The organism is Gordonia sp. Z-3, assembly GCF_036233855.1.
In the GTDB taxonomy this organism is placed as follows: Bacteria; Actinomycetota; Actinomycetes; order Mycobacteriales; family Mycobacteriaceae; genus Gordonia; species Gordonia tangerina.
Genome location: NZ_JAZARS010000010.1, coordinates 186,542 through 207,482, shown reverse-complemented (window position 1 = coordinate 207,482; position 20,941 = coordinate 186,542). Strand labels below are relative to the sequence as shown.

19 protein-coding genes and 3 pseudogenes are annotated in these 20,941 nt (G+C 62.1%); 5 read left to right on the top strand and 17 right to left on the bottom strand.

The window, feature by feature from the left end; all coding sequences use genetic code 11:
• Positions 1–287: IS3 family transposase (locus VX037_RS14100; protein ID WP_328714706.1), on the top strand; the 287-nt coding region annotated here is incomplete at its 5' end.
• A 119-nt stretch (positions 288–406) separates the two neighbouring features.
• Here VX037_RS14100 and VX037_RS14095 read toward each other — a convergent pair.
• Genes VX037_RS14095 through VX037_RS14050 form a run of 10 tightly spaced genes read right to left on the bottom strand, consistent with a single transcriptional unit; the run spans position 407 to position 10,516 of the window.
• Positions 407–2,047, bottom strand: a complete 1,641-nt coding sequence (locus VX037_RS14095; protein WP_014928958.1) for a long-chain fatty acid--CoA ligase — start codon at positions 2,045–2,047, stop codon at positions 407–409.
• Between the two features lie 29 nt (positions 2,048–2,076).
• Positions 2,077–2,766, bottom strand: coding sequence for a hypothetical protein (locus VX037_RS14090; protein WP_004023298.1), 690 nt, complete (start codon positions 2,764–2,766; stop codon positions 2,077–2,079).
• Positions 2,767–2,811: 45 nt separating this feature from the next.
• Complete coding sequence (locus tag VX037_RS14085; protein ID WP_004023297.1) at positions 2,812–3,768, bottom strand: MlaD family protein; 957 nt, start codon at positions 3,766–3,768, stop codon at positions 2,812–2,814.
• Positions 3,765–4,808, bottom strand: coding sequence for an MlaD family protein (locus tag VX037_RS14080; protein ID WP_004023296.1), 1,044 nt, complete (start codon positions 4,806–4,808; stop codon positions 3,765–3,767). The genes VX037_RS14085 and VX037_RS14080 overlap by 4 nt, the downstream gene beginning before the upstream one ends.
• The gene (locus VX037_RS14075; RefSeq protein WP_004023295.1) at positions 4,805–5,866 is read right to left on the bottom strand and encodes an MlaD family protein; all 1,062 of its coding nucleotides are present in this window, start codon (positions 5,864–5,866) and stop codon (positions 4,805–4,807) included. Before VX037_RS14075 ends, VX037_RS14080 begins: the two co-directional genes overlap by 4 nt.
• Positions 5,860–6,855, bottom strand: a complete 996-nt coding sequence (locus tag VX037_RS14070; protein ID WP_004023294.1) for an MlaD family protein — start codon at positions 6,853–6,855, stop codon at positions 5,860–5,862. The genes VX037_RS14075 and VX037_RS14070 overlap by 7 nt, the downstream gene beginning before the upstream one ends.
• Positions 6,852–7,865: an MlaD family protein gene (locus VX037_RS14065; protein ID WP_004023293.1), complete on the bottom strand. Its 1,014-nt coding sequence runs from the start codon at positions 7,863–7,865 to the stop codon at positions 6,852–6,854. Before VX037_RS14065 ends, VX037_RS14070 begins: the two co-directional genes overlap by 4 nt.
• Positions 7,862–8,899: an MlaD family protein gene (locus VX037_RS14060; RefSeq protein ID WP_004023292.1), complete on the bottom strand. Its 1,038-nt coding sequence runs from the start codon at positions 8,897–8,899 to the stop codon at positions 7,862–7,864. The genes VX037_RS14065 and VX037_RS14060 overlap by 4 nt, the downstream gene beginning before the upstream one ends.
• 8 nt (positions 8,900–8,907) lie before the next feature.
• Positions 8,908–9,771 (bottom strand): ABC transporter permease, encoded by an 864-nt coding sequence (locus VX037_RS14055; RefSeq protein WP_014928961.1) that lies wholly within the window; start codon positions 9,769–9,771, stop codon positions 8,908–8,910.
• A 10-nt stretch (positions 9,772–9,781) separates the two neighbouring features.
• Positions 9,782–10,516: an MlaE family ABC transporter permease gene (locus VX037_RS14050; RefSeq protein ID WP_033206584.1), complete on the bottom strand. Its 735-nt coding sequence runs from the start codon at positions 10,514–10,516 to the stop codon at positions 9,782–9,784.
• 258 nt (positions 10,517–10,774) lie between these two features.
• On the opposite strand from VX037_RS14050, the gene VX037_RS14045 reads away from it, so the two are divergent.
• From VX037_RS14045 to VX037_RS14035, 3 genes and pseudogenes are all read left to right on the top strand, one after another.
• Positions 10,775–11,251: a PaaI family thioesterase gene (locus VX037_RS14045; protein WP_328714705.1), complete on the top strand. Its 477-nt coding sequence runs from the start codon at positions 10,775–10,777 to the stop codon at positions 11,249–11,251.
• Between the two features lie 99 nt (positions 11,252–11,350).
• Positions 11,351–12,630 (top strand): annotated as a pseudogene (locus tag VX037_RS14040) (SulP family inorganic anion transporter).
• 17 nt (positions 12,631–12,647) lie between these two features.
• Positions 12,648–13,058 carry a MerR family transcriptional regulator gene (locus VX037_RS14035; protein ID WP_075863517.1) on the top strand — a complete coding sequence of 137 codons (411 nt, stop codon included), beginning with the start codon at positions 12,648–12,650 and terminating at the stop codon, positions 13,056–13,058.
• Between the two features lie 178 nt (positions 13,059–13,236).
• Here VX037_RS14035 and VX037_RS14030 read toward each other — a convergent pair whose 3' ends face one another.
• The 3 genes and pseudogenes from VX037_RS14030 to VX037_RS14025 form a co-directional block, all read right to left on the bottom strand.
• Positions 13,237–13,587, bottom strand: a complete 351-nt coding sequence (locus VX037_RS14030; protein WP_442903677.1) for an Rv2640c family ArsR-like transcriptional regulator — start codon at positions 13,585–13,587, stop codon at positions 13,237–13,239.
• Positions 13,560–13,854, bottom strand: a pseudogene (locus VX037_RS23720) (arsenic resistance protein); the annotation flags it as partial. The gene VX037_RS14030 and the pseudogene VX037_RS23720, both read right to left, overlap by 28 nt.
• Positions 13,851–14,123 (bottom strand): annotated as a pseudogene (locus VX037_RS14025) (ArsR/SmtB family transcription factor); the annotation flags it as partial. The pseudogenes VX037_RS14025 and VX037_RS23720, both read right to left, overlap by 4 nt.
• A 135-nt stretch (positions 14,124–14,258) precedes the next feature.
• Here VX037_RS14025 and VX037_RS14020 point away from each other — a divergent pair.
• A complete protein-coding gene (locus VX037_RS14020; RefSeq protein WP_442903674.1) occupies positions 14,259–15,536 on the top strand; it encodes an integrase core domain-containing protein in 1,278 nt (425 codons plus the stop codon).
• A gap of 575 nt (positions 15,537–16,111) precedes the next feature.
• Here VX037_RS14020 and VX037_RS14015 read toward each other — a convergent pair.
• From VX037_RS14015 to VX037_RS14000, 4 genes are read right to left on the bottom strand one after another with little or no spacing between them, the layout of a single operon-like run.
• A complete protein-coding gene (locus VX037_RS14015; protein WP_328714704.1) occupies positions 16,112–17,548 on the bottom strand; it encodes an ABC transporter ATP-binding protein in 1,437 nt (478 codons plus the stop codon).
• Positions 17,545–18,372, bottom strand: coding sequence for an ABC transporter permease (locus tag VX037_RS14010; RefSeq protein ID WP_328714703.1), 828 nt, complete (start codon positions 18,370–18,372; stop codon positions 17,545–17,547). Before VX037_RS14010 ends, VX037_RS14015 begins: the two co-directional genes overlap by 4 nt.
• Positions 18,369–19,319 (bottom strand): ABC transporter permease, encoded by a 951-nt coding sequence (locus tag VX037_RS14005; RefSeq protein ID WP_328714701.1) that lies wholly within the window; start codon positions 19,317–19,319, stop codon positions 18,369–18,371. The genes VX037_RS14010 and VX037_RS14005 overlap by 4 nt, the downstream gene beginning before the upstream one ends.
• Positions 19,316–20,896: an ABC transporter substrate-binding protein gene (locus VX037_RS14000; RefSeq protein WP_328714700.1), complete on the bottom strand. Its 1,581-nt coding sequence runs from the start codon at positions 20,894–20,896 to the stop codon at positions 19,316–19,318. The genes VX037_RS14005 and VX037_RS14000 overlap by 4 nt, the downstream gene beginning before the upstream one ends.
• Between the last annotated feature and the right edge of the window lie 45 nt (positions 20,897–20,941).

Below are 20,941 nucleotides of genomic sequence, written 5' to 3'. Positions count from 1 at the left end.
ACGCCGCAAACCGGATCGACAATGAACCATCCGGCCGATCGTTGCCGCAGGCTCGACCACTATTAGCCAGTCAATGCGGGGACAACGCAGCGATGGAGAGTTTCTTCGCACTCCTGCAACGCAACGTGCTCGACCGCCAACGCTGGGACACCCGCGAGCAGCTTCGGATCGCGATCGTCACCTGGATCGAACGGACCTACCGCCGCCGGCGCCGGCAAGCCCGCCTCGGTCGGTTGACGCCTGTCGAGTTCGAAGCAATGATCAACACCGCCGCTGCCGCGGCATGACACCCAAACTGTCACCTATCCGTGCAGCAGTCCCCATCGGCAAATGCATTGCTTCTATAGAAGTGTGCCCACCGAACGCTGACGACGTTCGGTGGGCACACTTGCGCCCTATAGCGGCGCTAATTCGATACAACCGGCAGCTCGCCCTGCTCATGCTTCGCGCGTAACACCTTCTTATCGAACTTGCCCACGCTCGTACGCGGTACCTGCTCCACGAACGTCCAGTTCTTCGGGATCCACCAGTGTGGGATCTCCTCCGGGCAATTTCTTAGGCACCACTCGTGAAGCGTGTCAGCCGACACCTTGCGACCCGGTACCGGAACCACCACGGCGAGAGCTGTTTCCTGCCACCGGGGGTCGGGCATCGCGACAACCGCGGCCTCGGCGACATCTGGGTGCGACATGATCCAGTTCTCGAGCTCCACTGACGAGATCCATTCGCCCCCTGACTTGATGACGTCCTTGGACCTGTCGGTCAGCGTCAGGTACCCGTCCGGGCTGATGTGTCCCACGTCTCCGGTCCGCAACCAGCCATCCCGAAACCTCTCGGCGTCCTCGAGCCGGTAGTAGCTGCCTGTGACCCACGGACCCCGCACTTCGAGTTCGCCGACGGACTTGTCGTCACGGGGAACCGGCAGGCCGCCCTCGTCGATGAGGCGCATCTCCACCCCGCAAATTGCCCGTCCCTGTCGCTTGCGGTACGACATTTCCTTTGTGGGGCTGATCCCGGCGGGAGGCCGACTTACCGCTGCAAGCGGGGACGTCTCAGTCATGCCCCACGCCTGGATAATCTGTACGCCGAAGCGGTCCGCAAACCCTTCGATCAACGACTGCGGGACAGGAGCTCCACCACAGGCGACAAGGTCGATTGATGACAAGTCGACACCCGGATTCGCGATACCGTACTGAAGAAGATCGTTCCAGATTGTCGGTACTGCTCCTGCCTTCGTGGGGCGATGCTGTTGGATCAAGTCGGCGAGCGGCGCCGCTTGAAGGTATCGATCAGGCATGAGCAAGTCCGCGCCGGCCATCAGCGACGCGTAGGGCAGACCCCAGGCGCTGGCATGAAACATCGGCACGACGGGAAGTACACGATCGGCTTCTGCGATCGCCAGAGCGTTACCAGTACACGCTGCAATGGAGTGCAGAAACACCGAGCGATGACTGTAGACGACCCCCTTGGGATCGCCTGTAGTGCCGCTCGTGTAACACATACCCGCAGCCGACCGCTCGTCGGGATCGACCCAAGAGAACATTGGTGATTCTGCTGCGAGCGCGTCATGGTATCGCATCACGGTCACGCCGTGGCCGTCGAGCGGGGAGGTGTCGCCGTCGCCGGTAACGAACACAACCCGAACCGTCGCCAAGCCCGGTAAGACCGCCGCCAACAACGGCACCAGCGACCCGTCCACAATGATGACCTTGTCTTCGGCGTGGTTCGCGATGAACTGCAGCTGAGCCGGTGACAACCGGATGTTCAGCGTATGCAGCACCGCGCCCATCGCGGGTACCGCAGCGTACGCTTCGAGGTGCTCCTGGTTGTTCCACAGCATGGTTGCCACGCGGTCGTCGCCGACCACGCCGACCCGGCGCAGAGCATTCGCCAGACGTGCGCATCGCTCTTCGAGATCGCCGTAGGTTGCGTACCGGGCAGAGTCGCTCGCGGAATAAGTAATCACCTGCCTATCAGTATGATTGGTTGCGACGTGACGCAGTATCGATGACACTGTCATCGGCACCTCCTGCATGGTGCTTTTCATCAAATTCTCCTTTCGCGGCGGACGCTGGATCATTCGGCAGGTCCGTAATCCTGGATCTGCCAGCCGTTCTCGGTCTTCAGCACGACTACTTTCAACAGTGTGGGGAGTTCGCTCGGCTGAGGGTTCTGAACATTCTGGGTCTTCTGGGTGGCGAAGACCAGCACCGTGTATTCCCCCCGGTTCTCGCTGGCGCTGCCGGTGACACTGGTCGCCAGTACGCGTCCCGACGCTTGGACCTTGGCCTGTTCCATGATTTGGGTCAGGGTGGGTTCGACATCGTCGTATCGCTTGACCAACGCATCGCTGGCATTCTCTTTCACTTCGGTAAAGAATGCGCCGGTGTTTTGGTAGCTGTAGGTGAGCGACTTTGTGGTGTAGTCCGATGCTGCCTGCGCTGCCTGCGCTCGTTGTGTGGCAGCGTTCTCCGCGGACGTCTTTGCTTCCCTCATGTCAATGTAGAGGTAAGCAAAGAGGCCGGCCAGCACCGCGAGTGCCACCACGAAAGCGCCGGCGGCCACCGCCTGGACGCGTGCTGATCTCCATCGGTGCCTGGCATCGGACGTCGGGGGGCTTGCCTCGTCCGGGGCGGGACCGTCTTGGGACGTCGCAGATTCTGTAGCACCAGTGGCGTCGCTGCGATCTGCTTTGTCGGAAGCCGCAGTCAGCTTATCCTCAGCGCTGCTGTCCTTGGATTCTGGTCCGTTGTCTTGTGCCGTCATTTGCTGCCTTCTGTGAATGCTGGTGTAGGAGGTATCCATCGGGCGTCAGCGAGGTGATGGCGTGACGGCGATCGGAATCTGCGCCTGCCCCCGATGTGACGCTGGGAATGTTCGAGCCAGAAGATCACCGATCGATCCGAAGTCGATGTATGTGTCTGCGACTTTCGCCGTCGCCGGCTTCACCGCGCGGGTAATGGCGACAATATCGGGCTGGAGTATCTGGATGTAGCCGCTGAGCTTTTCCACTAGCTTCAGGATCGGTGGCCATTTGTCGTAGGACGTAGAAGTGAAAACGATGAACGCACGTTGGATCCTCGCCAAACCGTCGACGGCATCCGGGGTCCGGACCGACGCGGTGCTGAGCACACCGCCCACGTTCGACATAAGGCCCAGGAGGAACTCGGCATTGTCCGCAGTGGTACGGACGGCACCGTCGTCACCGACGAAGTCCACGAGGCGGTGCATCATGTCTCCGATCGTGTCGAGGTCCTTTTGCCGGCCGTCGACTGCCGCCGAGATCGTTTCGTTGATGGACTGAATCGATGCTGGATCGAGCGCGTCCGCCACTGCCGACATTTTCGGGAGCACCTGGGGAACGGATTGCGACACGCGGATGGCGCCGGCGGGCACTAGGTCCCCACTACGCAAGTACTCACTGGTGGTTGTGCCCGGTGGGATGAAATTGATGTATTGTTCTCCCGCGACCGAGAGGTTCTGAATCGTCATGACACTGCCGCGAGGAATCTTATAGTCGGAGTCGATGGACATGTCGACGGCGAGCTGATTACCTGTGACGCGAATAGATGTCACTTTTCCCACCGGCACCCCCTCTAACATTACCGGTGATGTGTCTAGAAGGCCGCCCGAGCTCTCGAGTATGGCCGAGATCGCGTAGTCGGTGCGGAACGGGTTTACCCGTGCCACGTCGATGATCAAGTATGTCGCTCCGACGAGGAGAACGAGGACAAGGGCAACCAGCGATACGAGGGTGCTGCGGATCATGGCATCATTCCGATCGCTCGCAAGACGGTTATGAACGACTCGGCATCACGCCGCGCCAGTTCTCGGCCATCGATAGACACATCGGAGACGTTGATATCTGGCGAGCTGACGAATGGGATGAGCCTTTCGCGTATTACACGAGCCGCCTTGTCGGAAACATCCTTGGAGTAGATGTCCGAGTACGCGATGGACGCGACCACTGGCGCGATCGCGCCCACCGTTTCCTTGATGCGGGAATACTCAGGGTCGACGATACGGCCTGCGGATACCGCGAAGTCGCGCAGATTAGCGATGAGTAGCGCTACGTCAATTAGCGAGTAGCCCAGACCATAAAAGTTCACTCCCCCCTTGGTCAACATTCGGTCTGTACCTGACGGGTCGGCCAGGATCACTTTGAGTGTGCGATCGGCTGACTGCAGGATTACGTCGAGTTTGTCGGTGTTGGCAGACACCTCAGACACGGTGCGCAAGGTCGTGCGGTAGAGCGCATCGAACTGGGCGGGGTCACTCGGAAAAGTCGAGTTCAGCGTCGATATCGCGGTATGGATTTTATCGAGTTCACCCCCGCCCAATACGTTAGCCATACCCCGCATCACGTCCTCGACGTTGGCAGCCGGTTCGGTGCGTGAGAGAGGTATTACCGATCCCGCGCGCAGCAAGCCTTGGGTGGACTGCTGTGCAGGGGGAAGGATGGCCACATAAATCTCGCCCAGGAGAGTGTCTTGGCGGAGTTCCGCGCGCGAATCTTCCGGCAGCTGGGCGTCTTTATCAATTCGGGCAGCAACCAGCGCGTGGCCTCCGTCGTAAGCGACGCTGGTGACGGCACCGACGTCAATCCCTCGAGAGAGGACTTTGGCACGGGCAGGCAAGTTCAGAGCACTCGTGAACTCGATCTCGATGTCGTAGCCGTCTCGGGCGGATGATCCACCGATGGTCGGCGGGTTGTCAGCACTGATGCTGCAGGCGGCGAGGGCGATAGTCGCTACGAACAGCGTCACGATCGCGGCCGTGACACGACGAAGGTAGCCGTAGATCATCATCGAGGTTGCCCTCCGATCAAGTTGGCGATCGTCGCCGCTTCGTTACCCGTCGCGCAAACGTCCTTGACGGAAGGAGGAGCGCACGCGTTCTTGAGGGCCTGCAGTGGTACAGATATTGCGAATGCCCGCAGGATCGACTTCGCATCTGGATGCTCAACGATGAGGTCAGCTGTTCGAGCGGCGACGGACGCAAGTATGTTTTCTTGCTTGCCCGCTTGCGAGAGGAGGGGAACCGCAGCATCTCCAAGTGAGAAAATAGGTGGCCCGAAGTCAGACGATAGGCGCGACAGGATAGGGACGAAGGTGCCTGCGTACTCTGTTGCGGCGCCGAATGTTTGACCGAAAGCAACAATCACCTCAATTGCGCCTACGAAGTTGTCGAATAGCTGGGTCACCTCAGTACTGTTTTCGGTGGCAACACCGGTTAAGGTGGCGAGATTGGCTACAATCCTGCGTATCTGGCTATCACGCCGGGTCGGATCGTTGATTAGCGTGGCCGAGTCCTGGAGAATGCCGGATATATCACCCTGGGTCCCTTCCATGTTTTTCGAGACGAGTGTAAGTGCCTGAAGAATCGCATCCGTGTTACGTCCGTCGTCCTTGACGAGTTCGTCTGAAAGAGTGCTGATCGCGTCGAGCGTTTGACTAATCCCCAGTGGAGTCCTGGTCTTTTCCAGTGGGATACACTCAGCCGACTTGTAATATTCTCCGCCACGATAGGGATGGGTGAACTCGATTTGTCTTTCGGTGACAATCGAGGTGGACACCAGGGTCGCACCCACATCTGCGGGAAGCGGCACGGTCTTGTCGATCCGCATATCGACACGCACACCTTTCTGTCCCTCCTCGTGAATGCCTACGACCCTGCCCACCTTCTTGCCGAGCATCGCGACGGAATTGCCTTCGTACAGACCTGATGCGTCAGAAAACTCCGCACATAGTGATCGCGTGTCGTCGTCGGCTGTCGCATAGTCGATTCCGACGCCGCCGATCACTACTGCCAGTGTGACAATGGTGGCGATCGGGATCAGATGCCGACGCATCCGCTCCGTCAACATTTGTTATCACCAATCGGGATACAGACGCGGACGGTCGGTTCAGGACTCGCAGGTCCGACCTGCGGAGCATTGAGGAGAATGCTCAGTCTTCTGGTGATCTGATCGACCTGGGCCAGCGCGTCTTGGTAGGCGGGCATCTGGGCCGACACCTTGTTTAGAAGGATCTTAAACTGCTGTACCGATGGTTCTATACCGTCGCGGTACGCGACAAGCGGCCGGGTCAGCAACTTAAAAAGACGACGTAGATAATCGAACCCGCTCTGGACGTTGGCGATGTCTGGTCCAAGGGTGCGGGCAAGGAAGCTGAGCTGGCGTAGGAAGTCCACGAGTACCTGCTTGCGGTTTGCGAGGGCAGCGACATACTCGTCGGACAAAGCCACCGTCTTGTCGAGTTGTGCGTACTGACGCTCCAGCAAGTCCATCAGGCTGCTCGCGTTTTGCAGGGCATCAGGGATATTGGTGTTTCCGTCGGAAAAGGCATCCTGTAGCAACGCCGCCGTGCGCCGTAGATCAACACCACGCACGTCACGGAACACCGGTGTAGATGTCTCCAGGGTGCTGGAAATATCATAGGTGCTGCCTGTCTGCACCAGTGGGATCGCGCCGTCAATGGCCGACGGGCCTGAACCTGGGTCGAGGTCCAATACACGTCCACCGATAGGGGTGAGGAGACGGACGTTCGCCGTCGCGTCCGACCGAACGGCAATCGAGTCATCCAGCCGGAACCGCACGGTGATGAACGTTCCGGTCAGGTCGACCGACGCTACCTTGCCTTTCCTGATCCCGGCGATACGTACCTGGTCGCCAGCTTCCAATCCGCCGGTATTGACTAACTCCGCGCTGTAGATAGTTTGTCCGGGCGGCGAGATATACACAGCTCCGGCGGCGACGAGACCGGCCACCGTGACCATCGTTACGACCCCCGCCAGGATGAGGTCCCGCCGACGCTGCGGGCGGTGATGCGGACGCTTGCCGAAGAAACGGGTCACTGGCACACCACCAGTCGTTGACCCATCAGGGCGATCTGCACTGTTCTCGGTAGGTCGAGCACCCCTCGGGCACACCCTGCCGCCGAGGGCGGGGGAGTCGCGTTGGATGTTGCGGCCAGGGCGTCCAGGAGCGGCTTCAGGAGAACGGCACCATTCAGTAGGCCTTCTGTATCCCCTGGCTCCCGCACTAATCTCTGAAAGATAGCCGCGAAGCTGGTGTCGTAGGTCGACTCGATCTGCTCACCGGCGAGTACAGTCTTTGCCATCGAACGGTTGACCTCTCGCAGCGAGGCCCGCAGTCGATCGCTCACGCGGCTGAACGCATCGACGATTGACCCCAATTTGTCTATCAACTCAACCAGTTCAGCGGAGCGCCCCATCAACTGGTCGGACACCTGCCCCAGGCTCGTCACAATATTGGTGATGATCTCTGAACGCTGGTTCCCGTAATCAGTGATGTTCGCGACTTGCTTCATGACTGGTGCGATACCTCGACCGTCTCCCTGGGCAACCCGTAGAAGGTTCGACTGAAGCTCGTTGATTTCCGCAGTATTCAATGTATCGAATACTGGTTTGAAACTGTTGAATAGTGTCGATACGTCGAAGGACGGGACGGTCTTCTCGAGTGCCACCTGTGTGATCGAGTCCTGGTCGGCGCCTTGTCCGGCATTGATGAGTTCCACATACCGCTGCCCCAGCAGATTTTGGTAACGCACAGCGGCAGTCGTCGCGGGGGTAATCGCGACACCGTCATCCAGTTGGAAACGGACGATCGCTGTTGAGCCCTCGAGATCGACAGCCGTTACATATCCCACTTTCACTCCAGCGAGTCGTACCCCGTCGCGGGGCTTGAGTCCGGAAGCGTCGGCAAACACCGCGGAACGCTGCGAACTGGGTGACCCTTCGTTGGTCGGCTGCAGAATCGCGATGATGACATATGAAAGGACTCCGATGAGAGCGATGAAAGCGACGATTTTAATGATTGTGGGTGTTAGCGACCTCAGAGTCATCGCGTGGCACCCCCCATTCTCAATGCGCCTTGTAGGGCAGGCGACGTCTGGACCACCAGTGCTAGCTGGAGCTGGACCCGTTCGTTGAATTTCGGCAAGGCTTTGTCGATGCCATCGAGGATCTGCGGGATCGTGTACACCGTGCGAACTAGCCCCGAGGCGGATCTGGCGACGGGCCGCGCTAGGTCAAGGCCGACGTCTAACAGCGAACTCAGGGCTGGGTAATTCTTATCGAGCAGGCCGCCGAGCCCACCGAAAAGAACCTTTCCCGTGTCGCCGAGATTACTCTTCGTGCGGTCGATGTTTTGTTGGGTGGCGAAAAAGTCAGCGATATCGACGTTCTTCAAGACGCCAGGGACAAACGGCGTCATGAAGTCGGCGACTCCGGTGGACAGGTTAGCCGCAATTCCTAGGTCCTCCCCGACCGGCCGTTTCTGGACATCTCGCGTGAGTTGCGCAATCTGGAGAACGAGTCTTCCGCTATCAGCCATTGCCTGCGAGTCCTCAACGATGAACCTCACTACCGCTTCAAATGAGGGCTGGTCCAGTGCCTCGACCAGCGTGGAGATCTTGCGAACAAGCGTTGACACCGAGGTCTGTTCAGATTGCAACCTGCTCACGTAGACACTCCCGCCGGAACCGATGGGTGGTCCTTGTCCAGGATCTACGATCTCCAGTGCAGTTGGTCCCAATGCGTTTGACGAGGTGTAGTTCACCGTCATGCCCTGCCGGAGAACTAGGTCGTTACCGGAACCGGTGAGGTTGATTTTGACCGCCGCGCCACGGTCTCGAACCGCGATGCTCGAGACCTCCCCCACGGTGAACCCAAGGTACTTCACATCCGATCCCCCCTTCAATCCGTCGCCTATCGCGTCGGTGTTGATGGTCAACGACGTGTGATCGCTGAAGTCGCCGTTAGCGTCACTTATCAGTAAGTAGGCAGCTATCGCGCCGAGGATCAATAGGGCGACCCCCCGAAGGGCCAGGTTCCCGTGCGACGGCTCGCGTCCGGACGGATCATGAAAGACAGCCACTGAACCCCCTACCCTGAAATCCGTACGCCGGAATCGAATCCCCACATCAGAAGGGTCAAGATCATGTCCTCCACGACGATGACTATGAGGCTCGTGCGGATCGCTCGACCGGACGCTCGACCCACCCCCTCAGCTCCGCCTGTGGCGAAGTAGCCCTGATAGCTATGGATAATCACTACAGAAATGACAAATACAAGAACTTTGATAAGCGAGAAGGCAAGATCCTGAGGTTTGAGGAACTGGTCGAAATAGAAATCGTAAGTGCCGCCGGATTGGCCGTGAACTTGTGTGACGACGAGTTTGGCGGCCCCGAATCCGAGAATAAGCGCGACGATGTACAAAGGAATCACGGTCGTGATCGACGCAACTACGCGAGTGCTGACGACGAATGGAATAGGACGTACCGCCATAGCCTCGAGAGCGTCGATCTCCTCGGAAATGCGCATCGAGCCGATCTCAGCTGTCAACCGGCAGCCGGCTTGTGCTGCGAACCCGATCGCCGCGATCATTGGCGCAAGCTCTCGGGTGTTGGCATAGGAAGAGATGAACCCCGTCAGTGAACCCATCCCTACGAGGTCCAGAGAGGCGTAACCCTGGATACCGATTGAGGCGCCGACGGCGATGCCGAGGATGGCGAGGACGATGGCCGTTCCACCACCGACCAAGACTGCACCTCTACCCCAGGCGAATTCTTGTATGTAGAGCAGGGTTTGGCGTCGGTAGGTGGTGATCACATGGCGGATGCCGAGGACCGCGGCGATCACAAAGGTCGCGACGTGCCCCAAGCGTTCAGGTACGTGTACAACTGGCGCGATCACGGCTTCGACAGGGCGGGTGGCGGCGGAGAACCTCCGGGAGGGAACGGTGGTCACGAGGCGTTTCTCATCCAATAGTTTGGGGGACGAACATGGTTGTTAATTGCGTGATAAAGACATTGATCACGAAGCATGCGACGACGCCCAGTACTACGGTGGCATTTACTGAGGTTGCGACGCCTTTAGGGCCGCCTTTCGTCGACAGGCCGCGGTGACAAGCAATCGTCACCACTACAAGTCCGAACACAAGCGATTTGCATAGAGCGACAACGATGTCTGTTATCGATGCGAACGAAGCGAACGAGGCGACGTAGCTGCCTGGTGTGATGCCTTGGACGTCGACGCTGATGGCGTAGCCCGCCAGCAGCCCGGTGAAGACGATTAGCATGCAGAGCAGCGGCGCGGTGATCAACACAGATACGAACCGGGGCGCTACGACTCGCCTGATCGGATTGAGTCCGAGTGTCTCCATGGCAGCAATTTCTTCGCGAATCGTTCGAGCACCCAAATCAGAGGCAATCGCTGATCCGGCCGCGCCCCCGAGTAGGAGGGCGGTAACGATGGGCGCTCCCTGTTGAATAATCCCGAGGCCACCAGCGGCGCCAGCTATTGACGTGGCCCCAACTTGCTGAGTGAGGCTACCCACCTGTACTGACACGATGACACCGAATGGCACAGCTACGAGAATCGCCGGCAGAGTTGTCACGACGATGACGAACCAGGTCTGCGATACGGCTTCGCGAAACGGAAATCGTCCTGTAGCAATGTCTACTGCTACCCACCGCAGGGCCTGACCAGCCAAGCCGACGGTGTTACCAAAAGTGGCAGCGCCGTCTAGCAGACGGTTGACGCCTGTGCCGGTGGTGATGGCCATCTCCCCCCCTAGTGCGCGTGGTGTGCGCCACTCCATTCGCGTGTGCGTAATGGACAGTATCAGGTACTGGCAGTATTACCTATAGTGGTGAGCACAGACCGTGTTCGGGACCGGTTCCCACACCTCATCGATCCCCCCGCACCCTGTTGCGTAGGTGGCGGGCTGAGTTAAGGACAACGATCAGAGATGACCCCCGAAGCAAGACTGCCGGCACACTCGTCCCAGTGCATGGGCTGCGGAAGCAGCAACCCCCACGGACTTCAACTTGAGGTCTACCGGAGCGGCGAGCGGGTGTACGCCGATCACACCTTCGACGAGAAACACCTCGGCGCGCCCGGGTTGGCGCACGGTGGCGCGATCTCGGCCGCCTGCGACGACATCATGGGTTTCACCCTGTGGATCGCGCGGACCCCCGCGGTGACCCGCACCCTGACCGTCGAATACCGCCGGCCGGTCCCGCTGCACACTCCCATACGTCTCACTGCCTGGATTGACCACGAGTCGGATCGCCTACTGCACATCGCGGCCGCCGGATCGTTCGATGAGCAAACGTACTTCACCTCTAGCGGTGTTTTCGTCAAGGTCGACGTTGCTCACTTTCGACGTTATGCCGACGTATCAACAATCGATGACTTCTTCGCCAACTTCACGCGTACAGACTGACGCCGCAGGGGGGACTGTCGCTGATCTCCGGGGGACTGTCGCTGATTCGGTGTAAGTGGTTTTGATCGCCCCCGGGGTGGGGCAGGAGGAATCACGACGATGACCGACACAATCGGGGGCGTGGATGCCCCGGTGGCAGGACCGGTTCAGACCGGTCAGGAACACGATGTCACCACCGCGGATGCGGTGCGTGAGCTCTCGAAGGCCGAGCAAGCCTTGGTGAGCGATCTGGTACGTAGCTCACGCGCTCAGGGAGTGGCTCTGACCGGTCCTGACGGGCTGCTCAAGCATTGACCGAGAGCGTGCTCGAAGCCGCCTCGATGAGGAGATGACCGAACATCTTGGCTACGACAAACATCCGCTGGTCGCTGTCGGTATCGCGATCATCGTGCTTCTGCCGAAGATCACCAAGGTGATCCCCGCGCCACTGGTGGCTATCGTGCTGCTCACCGCGATCACGCTGGCCGTCGGTTTCTCGGTGCCCAATGTCGGGGATGAGGGAAAGCTGCCCGACAGCCTGCCCAGCCTGTTCGTCCCCGACGTTCCGCTGACCTGGGACACCCTGACAGTCATCGCCCCATACGCGTTCACCATGGCACTGGTCGGACTGCTCGAATCGCTGATGACCGCCAAATTCGTCGACGATCTTACCGACACCCACTCCAACAAAACCCGCGAAGCCGCCGGACAGGGAATCGCGAACGTTGTCAGTGGACTCTTCGGCGGGATGGGCGGCTGCGCGATGATCGGGCAGACCATGATCAACGTCAAAGACGCGGGTGCGCGCACTCGGATCTCGACCTTCCTTGCCGGGGTGTTCCTCCTCGTTCTGGTCGTCGGCCTCGGCGATATCGTCGCCCTCATTCCCATGGCCGCGCTCGTCGCGGTCATGATCATGGTGTCAGTCGGCACCATGGACTGGCACAGTCTCAACCCGAAGACGTTGCGGCGCATGCCGAAAAGCGAGACTGCGGTCATGGTTGCCACCGTCGTGGTCACCGTGGCCACCCATAACCTCGCCTACGGTGTCATCGTCGGTGTTCTCACGGCGATGGTGCTCTTCGCCCGACGGGTCGCCCACTTCACCGAAGTCGTCGACGTCGCCGACCCCCGATACCCGGGTGTACGCCGTGCAGGGTGAACTGTTCTTCGCCTCAAGCAACGATCTGATCTACCAGTTCGACTACGTCGGCGACCCGCAGAACGTGATCATCGATATGAGCGGCTCGCACATCTGGGATGCGTCCACTGTCGCTACCCTTGACGCCATCACGACTAAGTACCAGGCAAAAGGCAAGACCGCCACCATTATCGGACTCAACGACAGCAGCGCCGAGCGTCATCAACGTCTTAGCGGACACCTCGCCGGCACCCACTGACCACGAAAGGGCCGCCAGTGACCGCCGAGGAGACCGAGCACTTCCAGATCGGCGAAGTCGCCGCTGCCACCGGGCTATCGGTCAAGACCATCCGCCACTACGGCGATGTCGGCCTGGTAACCCCCTCGGCACGCTCGACCGGGGGCTTCCGCCTCTACACCCACACAGACATCGACCGGCTTCTGGTCATCCGCCGGATGAAGCCCCTCGGTTTCACCCTCGACGACATGGGCGCGCTACTGGCCGCACAAGACACACTCGCGCTCTCAGACGCGGACGACCACGAGCGTCGTGCGGCGCTGGCCACCATCTCCGAGTTCCGCGGCCGCGCCGAAACGGCCTGCCGCACGCTTGAACGTCAGGTCGAGTATGCCCGCGAACTAGTCGATCAACTCGCCGATCACGTTAGCGCCACCCAGCGCTCCTGATGTCACCTGTCGATGGTGACCAGCGCCGCTCCACGCTCACAGGTCCGCGCGGTCACTCGTTGGGCGCCTCATCGCCGTGGTCTGGGCCGGTACTGTGCGACGTCCGAGAGTGACACTGACACAGATCACCGCACTCAGCGCCCGGTGGCTGCTGAACGATCACGCCAGGTGTGCCGGTTCAGCAGCACCCGGTGGTGGCGCCGAGGACGTTGCGCAGTGCGTCCAGCGAGTCGGGTTGTGCGCGGTAGTAGACGTTCATTCCTCGACGGTCAGCGGTGACCATGCCGGCCTTGCGGAGCTGGCCCAGGTGATGACTGGTCGTCGCCTCGGTGAGACCGACCGCGGTCGCGAGGTCGCAGGTGCATATTCCGTCACCGGCGTCGGCGAGCAGGATCGACACGAGTTTAATGCGCACGGGGTCGGCAAGCGCCTTGAGCCGCAAGCGATCTCGAAGCGCGGTGTCGTCATCGAGCGGGGCCGCCGATACCGGTGCGCAGCAGATTGGGGCACTGATCCAGTTCAACGCCAGCGACCCGAGGAGCAGGCGGCGGTCGCCGGTGACAGAGTCGAGTCGGTCGTAGCGCACCTTGGCCAGCACCGGATACATCATGATCAGCAACCCGAGAGCGATCGGCAGCGAGATGCCGTCGAGCTCGACGGCCGCGAGAGTGTCACCCAGGCCTGGAACAACTCGCCCGAGCAGCAGTCCGGCGACCATCGCTGCGCCGATCCACACCGGCAGAAATCGGTCCAGCGTCGACAGCTTGCCCGCGACCGCGGTGTCAGGGGCGGTCACTGGTCGGCCTCACACGAGCGTGTTTCCCCCACGACCGTGGCAAGATCGCCCAGCAGGTCCGACAGTTGCTGCAGCGCTTGAGCGTTCACCCGGTAGTACACCCACGTCGCGCGGCGCTCACTGGTCACCAAGCCCGCTTCGCGCAGCACCTTCAGGTGATGTGAGATCGTCGGCTGCGACAACTCGAACGGCCCGGAAATGTCACACACGCAGGCTTCGCCTCCCGGATGCGCGGCAACCTCCGACAACAACCGCAACCGAGCCGGATCTCGTCAATATTGACATACGTCAATGCAAGCGACAAGGAGTCGATTCCGTTCAGCGGGTACGACACGCCCGATGGGCTCCAGCCAAGCCGGCACCCTGGCCTCCGGTTCACACTGCGAGCACTCGACGCTCAGGCGGTGGCAGTTAACGAACCTATCGATCCTGTCGTGCGGCTGGCGATCTCGCAGTGGCCTGATGATGCACCCCGCGGAGCGGTCTCGACATTCTGCGCCGAATACGGGATTTCCCGAAAGTCGTTCTACAAGCTACGGAAACGAGCAAGAGAAGAGGGCCCCTCGGCGGTCCTCGAACCCCGGACCCGCCGCCCGAAGTCGAGCCCGTCGGCACTCAATGAGGAGGTCAAAGCGCAGGCGGTGGCCGTGCGCGCTGCACTGGAAGCATCCGGTCTGGATCACGGGCCGATCAGCGTGCACGACAAGATGCAGTCGATGGGGTTGACGCAGGTGCCCTCGACCGCCTCGCTGGCCCGGATCTTCCGCGAAGCCGGGGTCGCTCGCCGTGAGCCGAAGAAGAAGCCCCGCTCGGCGTGGCGGCGGTTCGTCTACCCGGCGCCGAATGCGTGCTGGCAACTCGATGGCACCGAGTACGTCCTGACTGGTGGCCGCAGGTGCGTCATCCTGCAGCTCATCGACGATCACTCGCGCTACGCCGTGGGCTCACATGTGGCCGACGGTGAAACCGCTGAGGCTGCGATCGCCGTGTTCGACAAAGCAGTGACCGCCCACGGAGTACCTCAACGACTCCTCACCGACAATGGGCCCGCGCTCAACCCCTCCCGGCGCGGCCGACTCGGCCAGCTCGTCGCACACGTCCGCGTGCTCGGGGTAGAAACGATCACCGGCAAGCCCTACAAGCCGACCACCCAGGGAAAGAACGAGCGATTCCATCAGACGCTGTTCCGGTATCTGGACAAGCAGCCATTGGCTGACACCCTGGCCGAGTTGCAGGCCCAGGTCGACGCGTTTGATCACATCTACAACACCCAACGGCCTCACCAGGGCCTGCCAGGGCGGGTCACACCACTGGCCGCGTGGCAAGCCACACCGAAAGCCGATGCGCCACACCCGATAGCCGGTGGGTCACTGTTCGATCGGCCTACACCGCGCCCGCGGCCGGCGCCGCGCCCACCCGCCGATCTGCCCGATGGCGTCCTGGTCCGAACTGTCAGCACCTCGGGAACCATCAGCGTGGACTCAGTCACCTACATGGTCGACGTGAACCACGCCTTCGACCACGTCCTCGTAGCCATCGACGACACCGCCGTCATCATCGCCAGCGCCGACGGAGTAGTGCTAACCGAGCACTCCCGGCCCGCTCCCGGCATCACCTACGTCGGCAACCGACAACCACGCGGTCCACGCTCCACCAAGACCAGACCGTCACCGAAGTCCTGACACACCAACTGTCACCGAAGTCCTGATGCAGAACCGTCACCGATGTCCCGATACATCACAAAACATGCACAGAGTCTAACCCCAGTGCTCGAATAGGTGTTCGATGCGCATGTAGCCTGTTCGAGTGGCGGGGGTGTGCCTGGAACGGGAAGTCCGGGACCGCACGCACCCCCGCCCACTTATGCATTAGACGGGGCCTGAGGTGGCTACGGCGTGCGCGGCTCGCGAGCTCCGCCGCCCCCCCGGTGTACCCGCTAGACGGCGGGCTGATGTGAGCTTTAGTGGCTTTAGTGGGCGTCGACGAGGGCGGGTTGATCTGCTGTGTGCACACGCTCGCTGCGCGGCGACGTGTCGGCGGTGCACTCATGATGTCGCTGGGCCCCCGCTGCGGGACACGCTCACGGCAGGTGGACGCGGTTGTACGCACGTGCGGCGCCGGGCGGTCGCACCCGAGCCTGAGAGCCCACTCGACCGAAAACGACGCCCAGTCAACGGGAAACGACGCCCAGTCAACGGAATCTAGCGCCCAGTCAACGGGAAGTAGCGCCGCCCACTCGACGGCGAAAGGCATGCCATCACATGCGCTGCTCTGCGACGTCGAGGTCAAGGTCGAGGTCAACGACGCGGTCGGCGACCTGCGCGACAGCCTCCTGGTCGTGGGTGATCATCAGCAGTGACCGGTCCTCGTCGCGGGTGAGTCGGGACATCACATGCAGTACTTGGCGCTGAGATTCGGGGTCCAATCCGGTCGTCACCTCATCGCAGATCAACACCGAGGGGTCGGCGGCCAGGGCACGCGCGATCGCCGCCCGCTGCACCTCACCACCCGACAGCGTGCGCGGACGGCTGTCGGCCAGTGCCCGACGGAGCCCAACCTGCTCGATGGCACGCAACGCCGCGGCCTGCGCCTGCGCACGGCCGGCCGAGCGCAGCCGCACAGGCGACCGCACGATCTGATCCCACACCGAGCGATACGGGTCGAACGCAGCCTTCGCGTCCTGGAAGACGTAGGCGATCGCGGCAGCATCGGCTTGGGATCGGCGGCTCACCACATCCGGCAAGGGCCGTCCGTCGAGCAGCACCCGCCCTGCCGACGGCGCATGCAGCCCCGCCAACACTCGTGCGGCCGTTGATTTCCCCGACCCGCTTGCGCCCACCAGCGCGACACACTCGCCGGGTTCGACGCGCAGGGAGAAATCCTGCAGGACCGGGTGGCGCCGATACCCGGCGCTGATGCCCTCCAGCGCCAACCGCGCAACGCCTGCTTCAACGACGTCGCGATCGGCGATCTGGTGACGGTGGCGACCGCTGCTCTCGTCGCGACCCGTTGGCTGCCGGTCCGCACGGGCGACGATCCGCCCGCTCTCCATGGTGATGACGTGTGACGCCACCCGCCGCACCGCGTCATGATCGTGGGTGAGCAGCAGCACGGGCAGTCCGAGACCGGTGAGGCGTTCGATCTCGGTGAGCACTGCGTCGCGACGCGCCGGATCCTGACCGGTGGTCGGTTCGTCCATCACAAGGCAGTCCGGCGCGGTGAGCAGGGCCAGCGCGATCACCAGACGTTGCTGCTGGCCACCGGAGAGCTGATGCGGATGCCGACGTAGCATCGCCGGATCGTCGGAGAAGCCGGCTCGCCGCAGTGCGTCATCCACCGATACGTCCGCGCCTCGACGCCGTGCCGCCTGCTCGACGTCGCGCAGTACGGTTCCGATCCGCAGTGCCGGATTGAGTACTGCCGAGGGATGTTGCGGCACATAGCCGAAGTGCAGCTGCGCGGTACTCTTCCGACACCAACTGAGCTGTACACCCGGCCGATGCTCACCCATCAGCGCCATCGCGGTGGTGGTCTTGCCGCTTCCCGACGAACCGACCAGAGCGGTGACCCCGTTGGCGGGGATGTCGAGATCGATGTCGTCGACGATCACCCGTTGCCCGACGCGGGCGGTGAGCCCGCGAATCGAGACGAGAGTTGGCGCCACCATGGGAGTCGTTCCGGTTCCACGGGTCATTCCGTTACCCCGGCAGTGGTTTCGCTCCGCGTATGCTGTCGGGTCAACGAATCGCACAGCAGGTTCACGCCCACCGCCATCGCGATGATAAGTGCAGCGGGAACCAGAACCCCCCACGGCACCAGCGCAATCCCGCCTCGATTGCGATCCACCATGACCGCCCAGTCGGTGCCCGCGGCATCAGCGGTGAGACCGAGAAAACTGGCCGATGCGACCAGATAGATGGCTCCCACGAATCTGAGTCCGGCATCGGCGGCGATGATCGGGACCAGGGTGCGACCCAGATAGCCGATCATCCTGCGCCACCACGACTCCCGTTGCAGAATCAGCGCCTGCATGGCAGGGGTGTGCACTGCACGCAGGGCAGATGCGCGGATCAGTCGGGCCGCATCCGGAAACAACAACAGGGCAACGGTGACCGTCAGCACCACAGTGCTGGCTCCCGACATGGCGACCACGATCAGCAGCAGCATGATCGACGGCAACGACAGCAGCACGTCGAGCGGACGCATCATCATCTCATCGATGAGCCGATGCCGGCTGGTGGCCGCGGTGATCGCCCACGGCACCGCGACGGCGTAGGTCAGCACCACCGCGATCACCGCAATCACCACCAGCGAGCGCCCACCCAACAGAACCTGCGACAGCACATCGCGACCTTCCACGTCGGTGCCCAGCAGCCAGTTCTCGCCCTGAGTGAAGGCCGGGCCACGCTCGCCAGGCTCGGCCACCAGCGGACCGGCGAGCGCCACCATCAGCGGTATACCCGCGAGGGTGGCGCCGAGGATCAGTGCAAGTCGAGGATGTCGTCGCAAAGAACTCACAGTGCATCTCCGGCCGCCGGATTCAGCTGATAGGCAACGATGTCGGCGACAGTGTTCACCACCACCGTGATCACCGCGAACAGACACACCACCCCCATGAGCAACGGCAAATCGCGGCTGCTGACGGCGTCCACCAGGACCTCGCCGAGGCCGCCGATGGCGAAGACGGCCTCGACGATCACCACACCGCCCAGCATCCAATCGGCGATCCGCGCGACATGCTGGGTCGCCGGTGTCAGCGACCCGGGCAGTGCGTGGCGCCAGATGACGCGACGCATCGAGATACCCAGACGCAGCGAATGTTCGACGTACTCCGAGTCCAATGTGGTGGCCATCGATGCGCGCACCAACCGCGACAACGAGCACACCGGACGCACCATCAGGACGACGACCGGCAGTACGAGCAGTTCCGGTTGGTCGAGCAGGGAGTCTCCGGCGCCGACCGCGGTAGGGGGAAACCATCCCAGGCCCACCGCGAACACCGAGATGAGCACGATCGCCACGGCGAACTCCGGAGCCGCGTACAACGCCACCGTGGTACCCGTGATGGTGCGATCCAGCCGCCGGCCGCGATGCGTGGCGGCCACCACGCCGATCGCGATGGCCGCAGGGACGGTCAGCGCCATCGCGAGAACCGCGAGCGTCACCGTGGGCCCCAGGGCGTCGGCGAGAATCGCGGTCACCGGGCGCCCAGAGCCCGCCGAGGTTCCGAGATCCCCCTGCAGAAGACCACCGGCCCAATCACCGAACTGGGTGAGCAGGGGCCGGTCGAGACCGAGGTTCTGTCGCAGCGCGGCGATACGGTCGGGATCCGGATCGTCGGCAGCAATGGCCACGGCCGCGTCGCCGGGCAACGCGGAGGCGACCACGAACACACAGCCCACCACCGCCGCCGTCTGCACCACACCCACCGTCAGACGGATGCCCGCGTAGCGGGCGATGTTCATGCGAGCCAGGCCTTGTCGAATCGCGCGTACCCGAGTGTGTTGGTCGGCGCATTCTGTGGCATCCCGCGCAGGTTGGGCGCCATGCCGTGCTGGGCGTCGGAGAAGCCCCACACCAGCAACCCGCCTTCGGTGTAGAGCTGGCTCTGCATGTCCTGATAGGCGCGATCACGCGCAGCGCCATCGGTGGTCTGACTGGCCGTGGCATACAAGGAGTCGAACTCCGGGCGCCGCCACTGCGTGTAGTTCTTTGTCGACTCGGTGAGCATGCGCTGTTCGATGTGGCTGCCGATGGGCATCGCACCGGACCGGAAGCTCGACAGCACACCCTCATCGAGAGTCTTCGACCAGAACGTCGATCCCTCACCGACGACCACGTTGATGTTCAGGTCCACCTGTGCGGCCTGCTCGGCGAGGATGTTGGCCGCCTCGACGAAGCCGTTGGTCGATGACGTCGTCTGCAGGTCGATGGTGGTGTTGCGCGCACCGGCCCGTCGGATGAGGTCCCGGGCCAGATCGAGGTCCTGTTCGCGCTGCGGCAGATCGTCGGCGTAGTATTCGAACCCTTTGCCGAACAGGTCGTTTCCTACTGTTCCGGTCTCGCCGAGGATCGTGGATACGAGTTGGTTGCGGTCGACGAGCGCGAACATCGCCTGCCGTAGTTCGAGGCTGTCGAACGGAGGGCGGTCGACTTTCATCGCGAATGCCGACATCGAACTCTGCGGCGAGGTGAGGATCTCGACGCGATCGTCACCGGCGTACGTGCGAGCCGAGGTGACGCTGAGGTCATCGGCGTAGTGCACCTGCCCGCCGAGCAGCGCATTGATGCGTGCGGTTTCGTCGGAAGCGGTGAGGATCTCCAACTCGTCCACGTATGCTGCGCCGTCCCAGTGGTCGTCGAATCGGGTGGTGACCAGCGACCGTCCGGGAGCGAAGGAGACGAAGGAGAATGCACCGGTGCCGACCGGTGTAGCGAAGTCGGTGGTGCCCTCGGGGATGATGTACGCACCGAATGCCGACAGCACCGTGGTGATCTCGCCGCAGGGTTGCGTACAGACCAGTTCGACTGTTCGGTCGTCGATCGCACGAGACCTGGGAACGTCGAGGACCGCGAGTGCTGCGGCGGGTCGCAGCGCGTTCTTCGGGTCGACGATGCGGCTGTAGGAGTAGAGGACATCGGCTGCGCGGACCGGTCGACCGTCATGGAAACGGGCGTCGCGCAGGCGAATCGTCCAGACGGTGGCGTCGGCGTTGGGTTGCCACTCGGCCGCCAGGCGCGGGACCGGCGACAGGTCGTCGCCGAGTTCGACAAGTTTGTCGTACATCGCATTCGACCGCGCGACGTCGACGTACAGGTTGGACTTGTGGGGGTCGAGAACCTCGTCGGCGCCACCGCCGTTGAAGACAGCCTGGAGTCTGCCGCCGGTCCGAGGAGCCTGGCCGGACGTCGGTGACGAGCTGCTGTCGGTGCCGCACGCGCCCAGCAGCACTGCCCCCGCGGCGGCGGCGCCGAGGCCGAGGAACGATCGGCGGGTGAACGGAGCCGAGATCGCGCGCCGTGCAGAATCCGAATGCTTCATGAATGCCTTTCCTGGTGGGTAAGACGCGGACGGTGCATCGCCGCG

Coding starts and splice junctions, on each gene's coding strand:
- VX037_RS14095 (WP_014928958.1), bottom strand. CDS start 2,047: ATGAAAAGCACCATGCAGGAGGTGCCGATGACAGTGTCATCGATACTG.
- VX037_RS14090 (WP_004023298.1), bottom strand. CDS start 2,766: ATGACGGCACAAGACAACGGACCAGAATCCAAGGACAGCAGCGCTGAG.
- VX037_RS14085 (WP_004023297.1), bottom strand. CDS start 3,768: ATGATCCGCAGCACCCTCGTATCGCTGGTTGCCCTTGTCCTCGTTCTC.
- VX037_RS14080 (WP_004023296.1), bottom strand. CDS start 4,808: ATGATGATCTACGGCTACCTTCGTCGTGTCACGGCCGCGATCGTGACG.
- VX037_RS14075 (WP_004023295.1), bottom strand. CDS start 5,866: ATGTTGACGGAGCGGATGCGTCGGCATCTGATCCCGATCGCCACCATT.
- VX037_RS14065 (WP_004023293.1), bottom strand. CDS start 7,865: ATGACTCTGAGGTCGCTAACACCCACAATCATTAAAATCGTCGCTTTC.
- VX037_RS14045 (WP_328714705.1), top strand. CDS start 10,775: ATGACCCCCGAAGCAAGACTGCCGGCACACTCGTCCCAGTGCATGGGC.
- VX037_RS14015 (WP_328714704.1), bottom strand. CDS start 17,548: ATGACCCGTGGAACCGGAACGACTCCCATGGTGGCGCCAACTCTCGTC.
- VX037_RS14005 (WP_328714701.1), bottom strand. CDS start 19,319: ATGAACATCGCCCGCTACGCGGGCATCCGTCTGACGGTGGGTGTGGTG.
- VX037_RS14000 (WP_328714700.1), bottom strand. CDS start 20,896: ATGAAGCATTCGGATTCTGCACGGCGCGCGATCTCGGCTCCGTTCACC.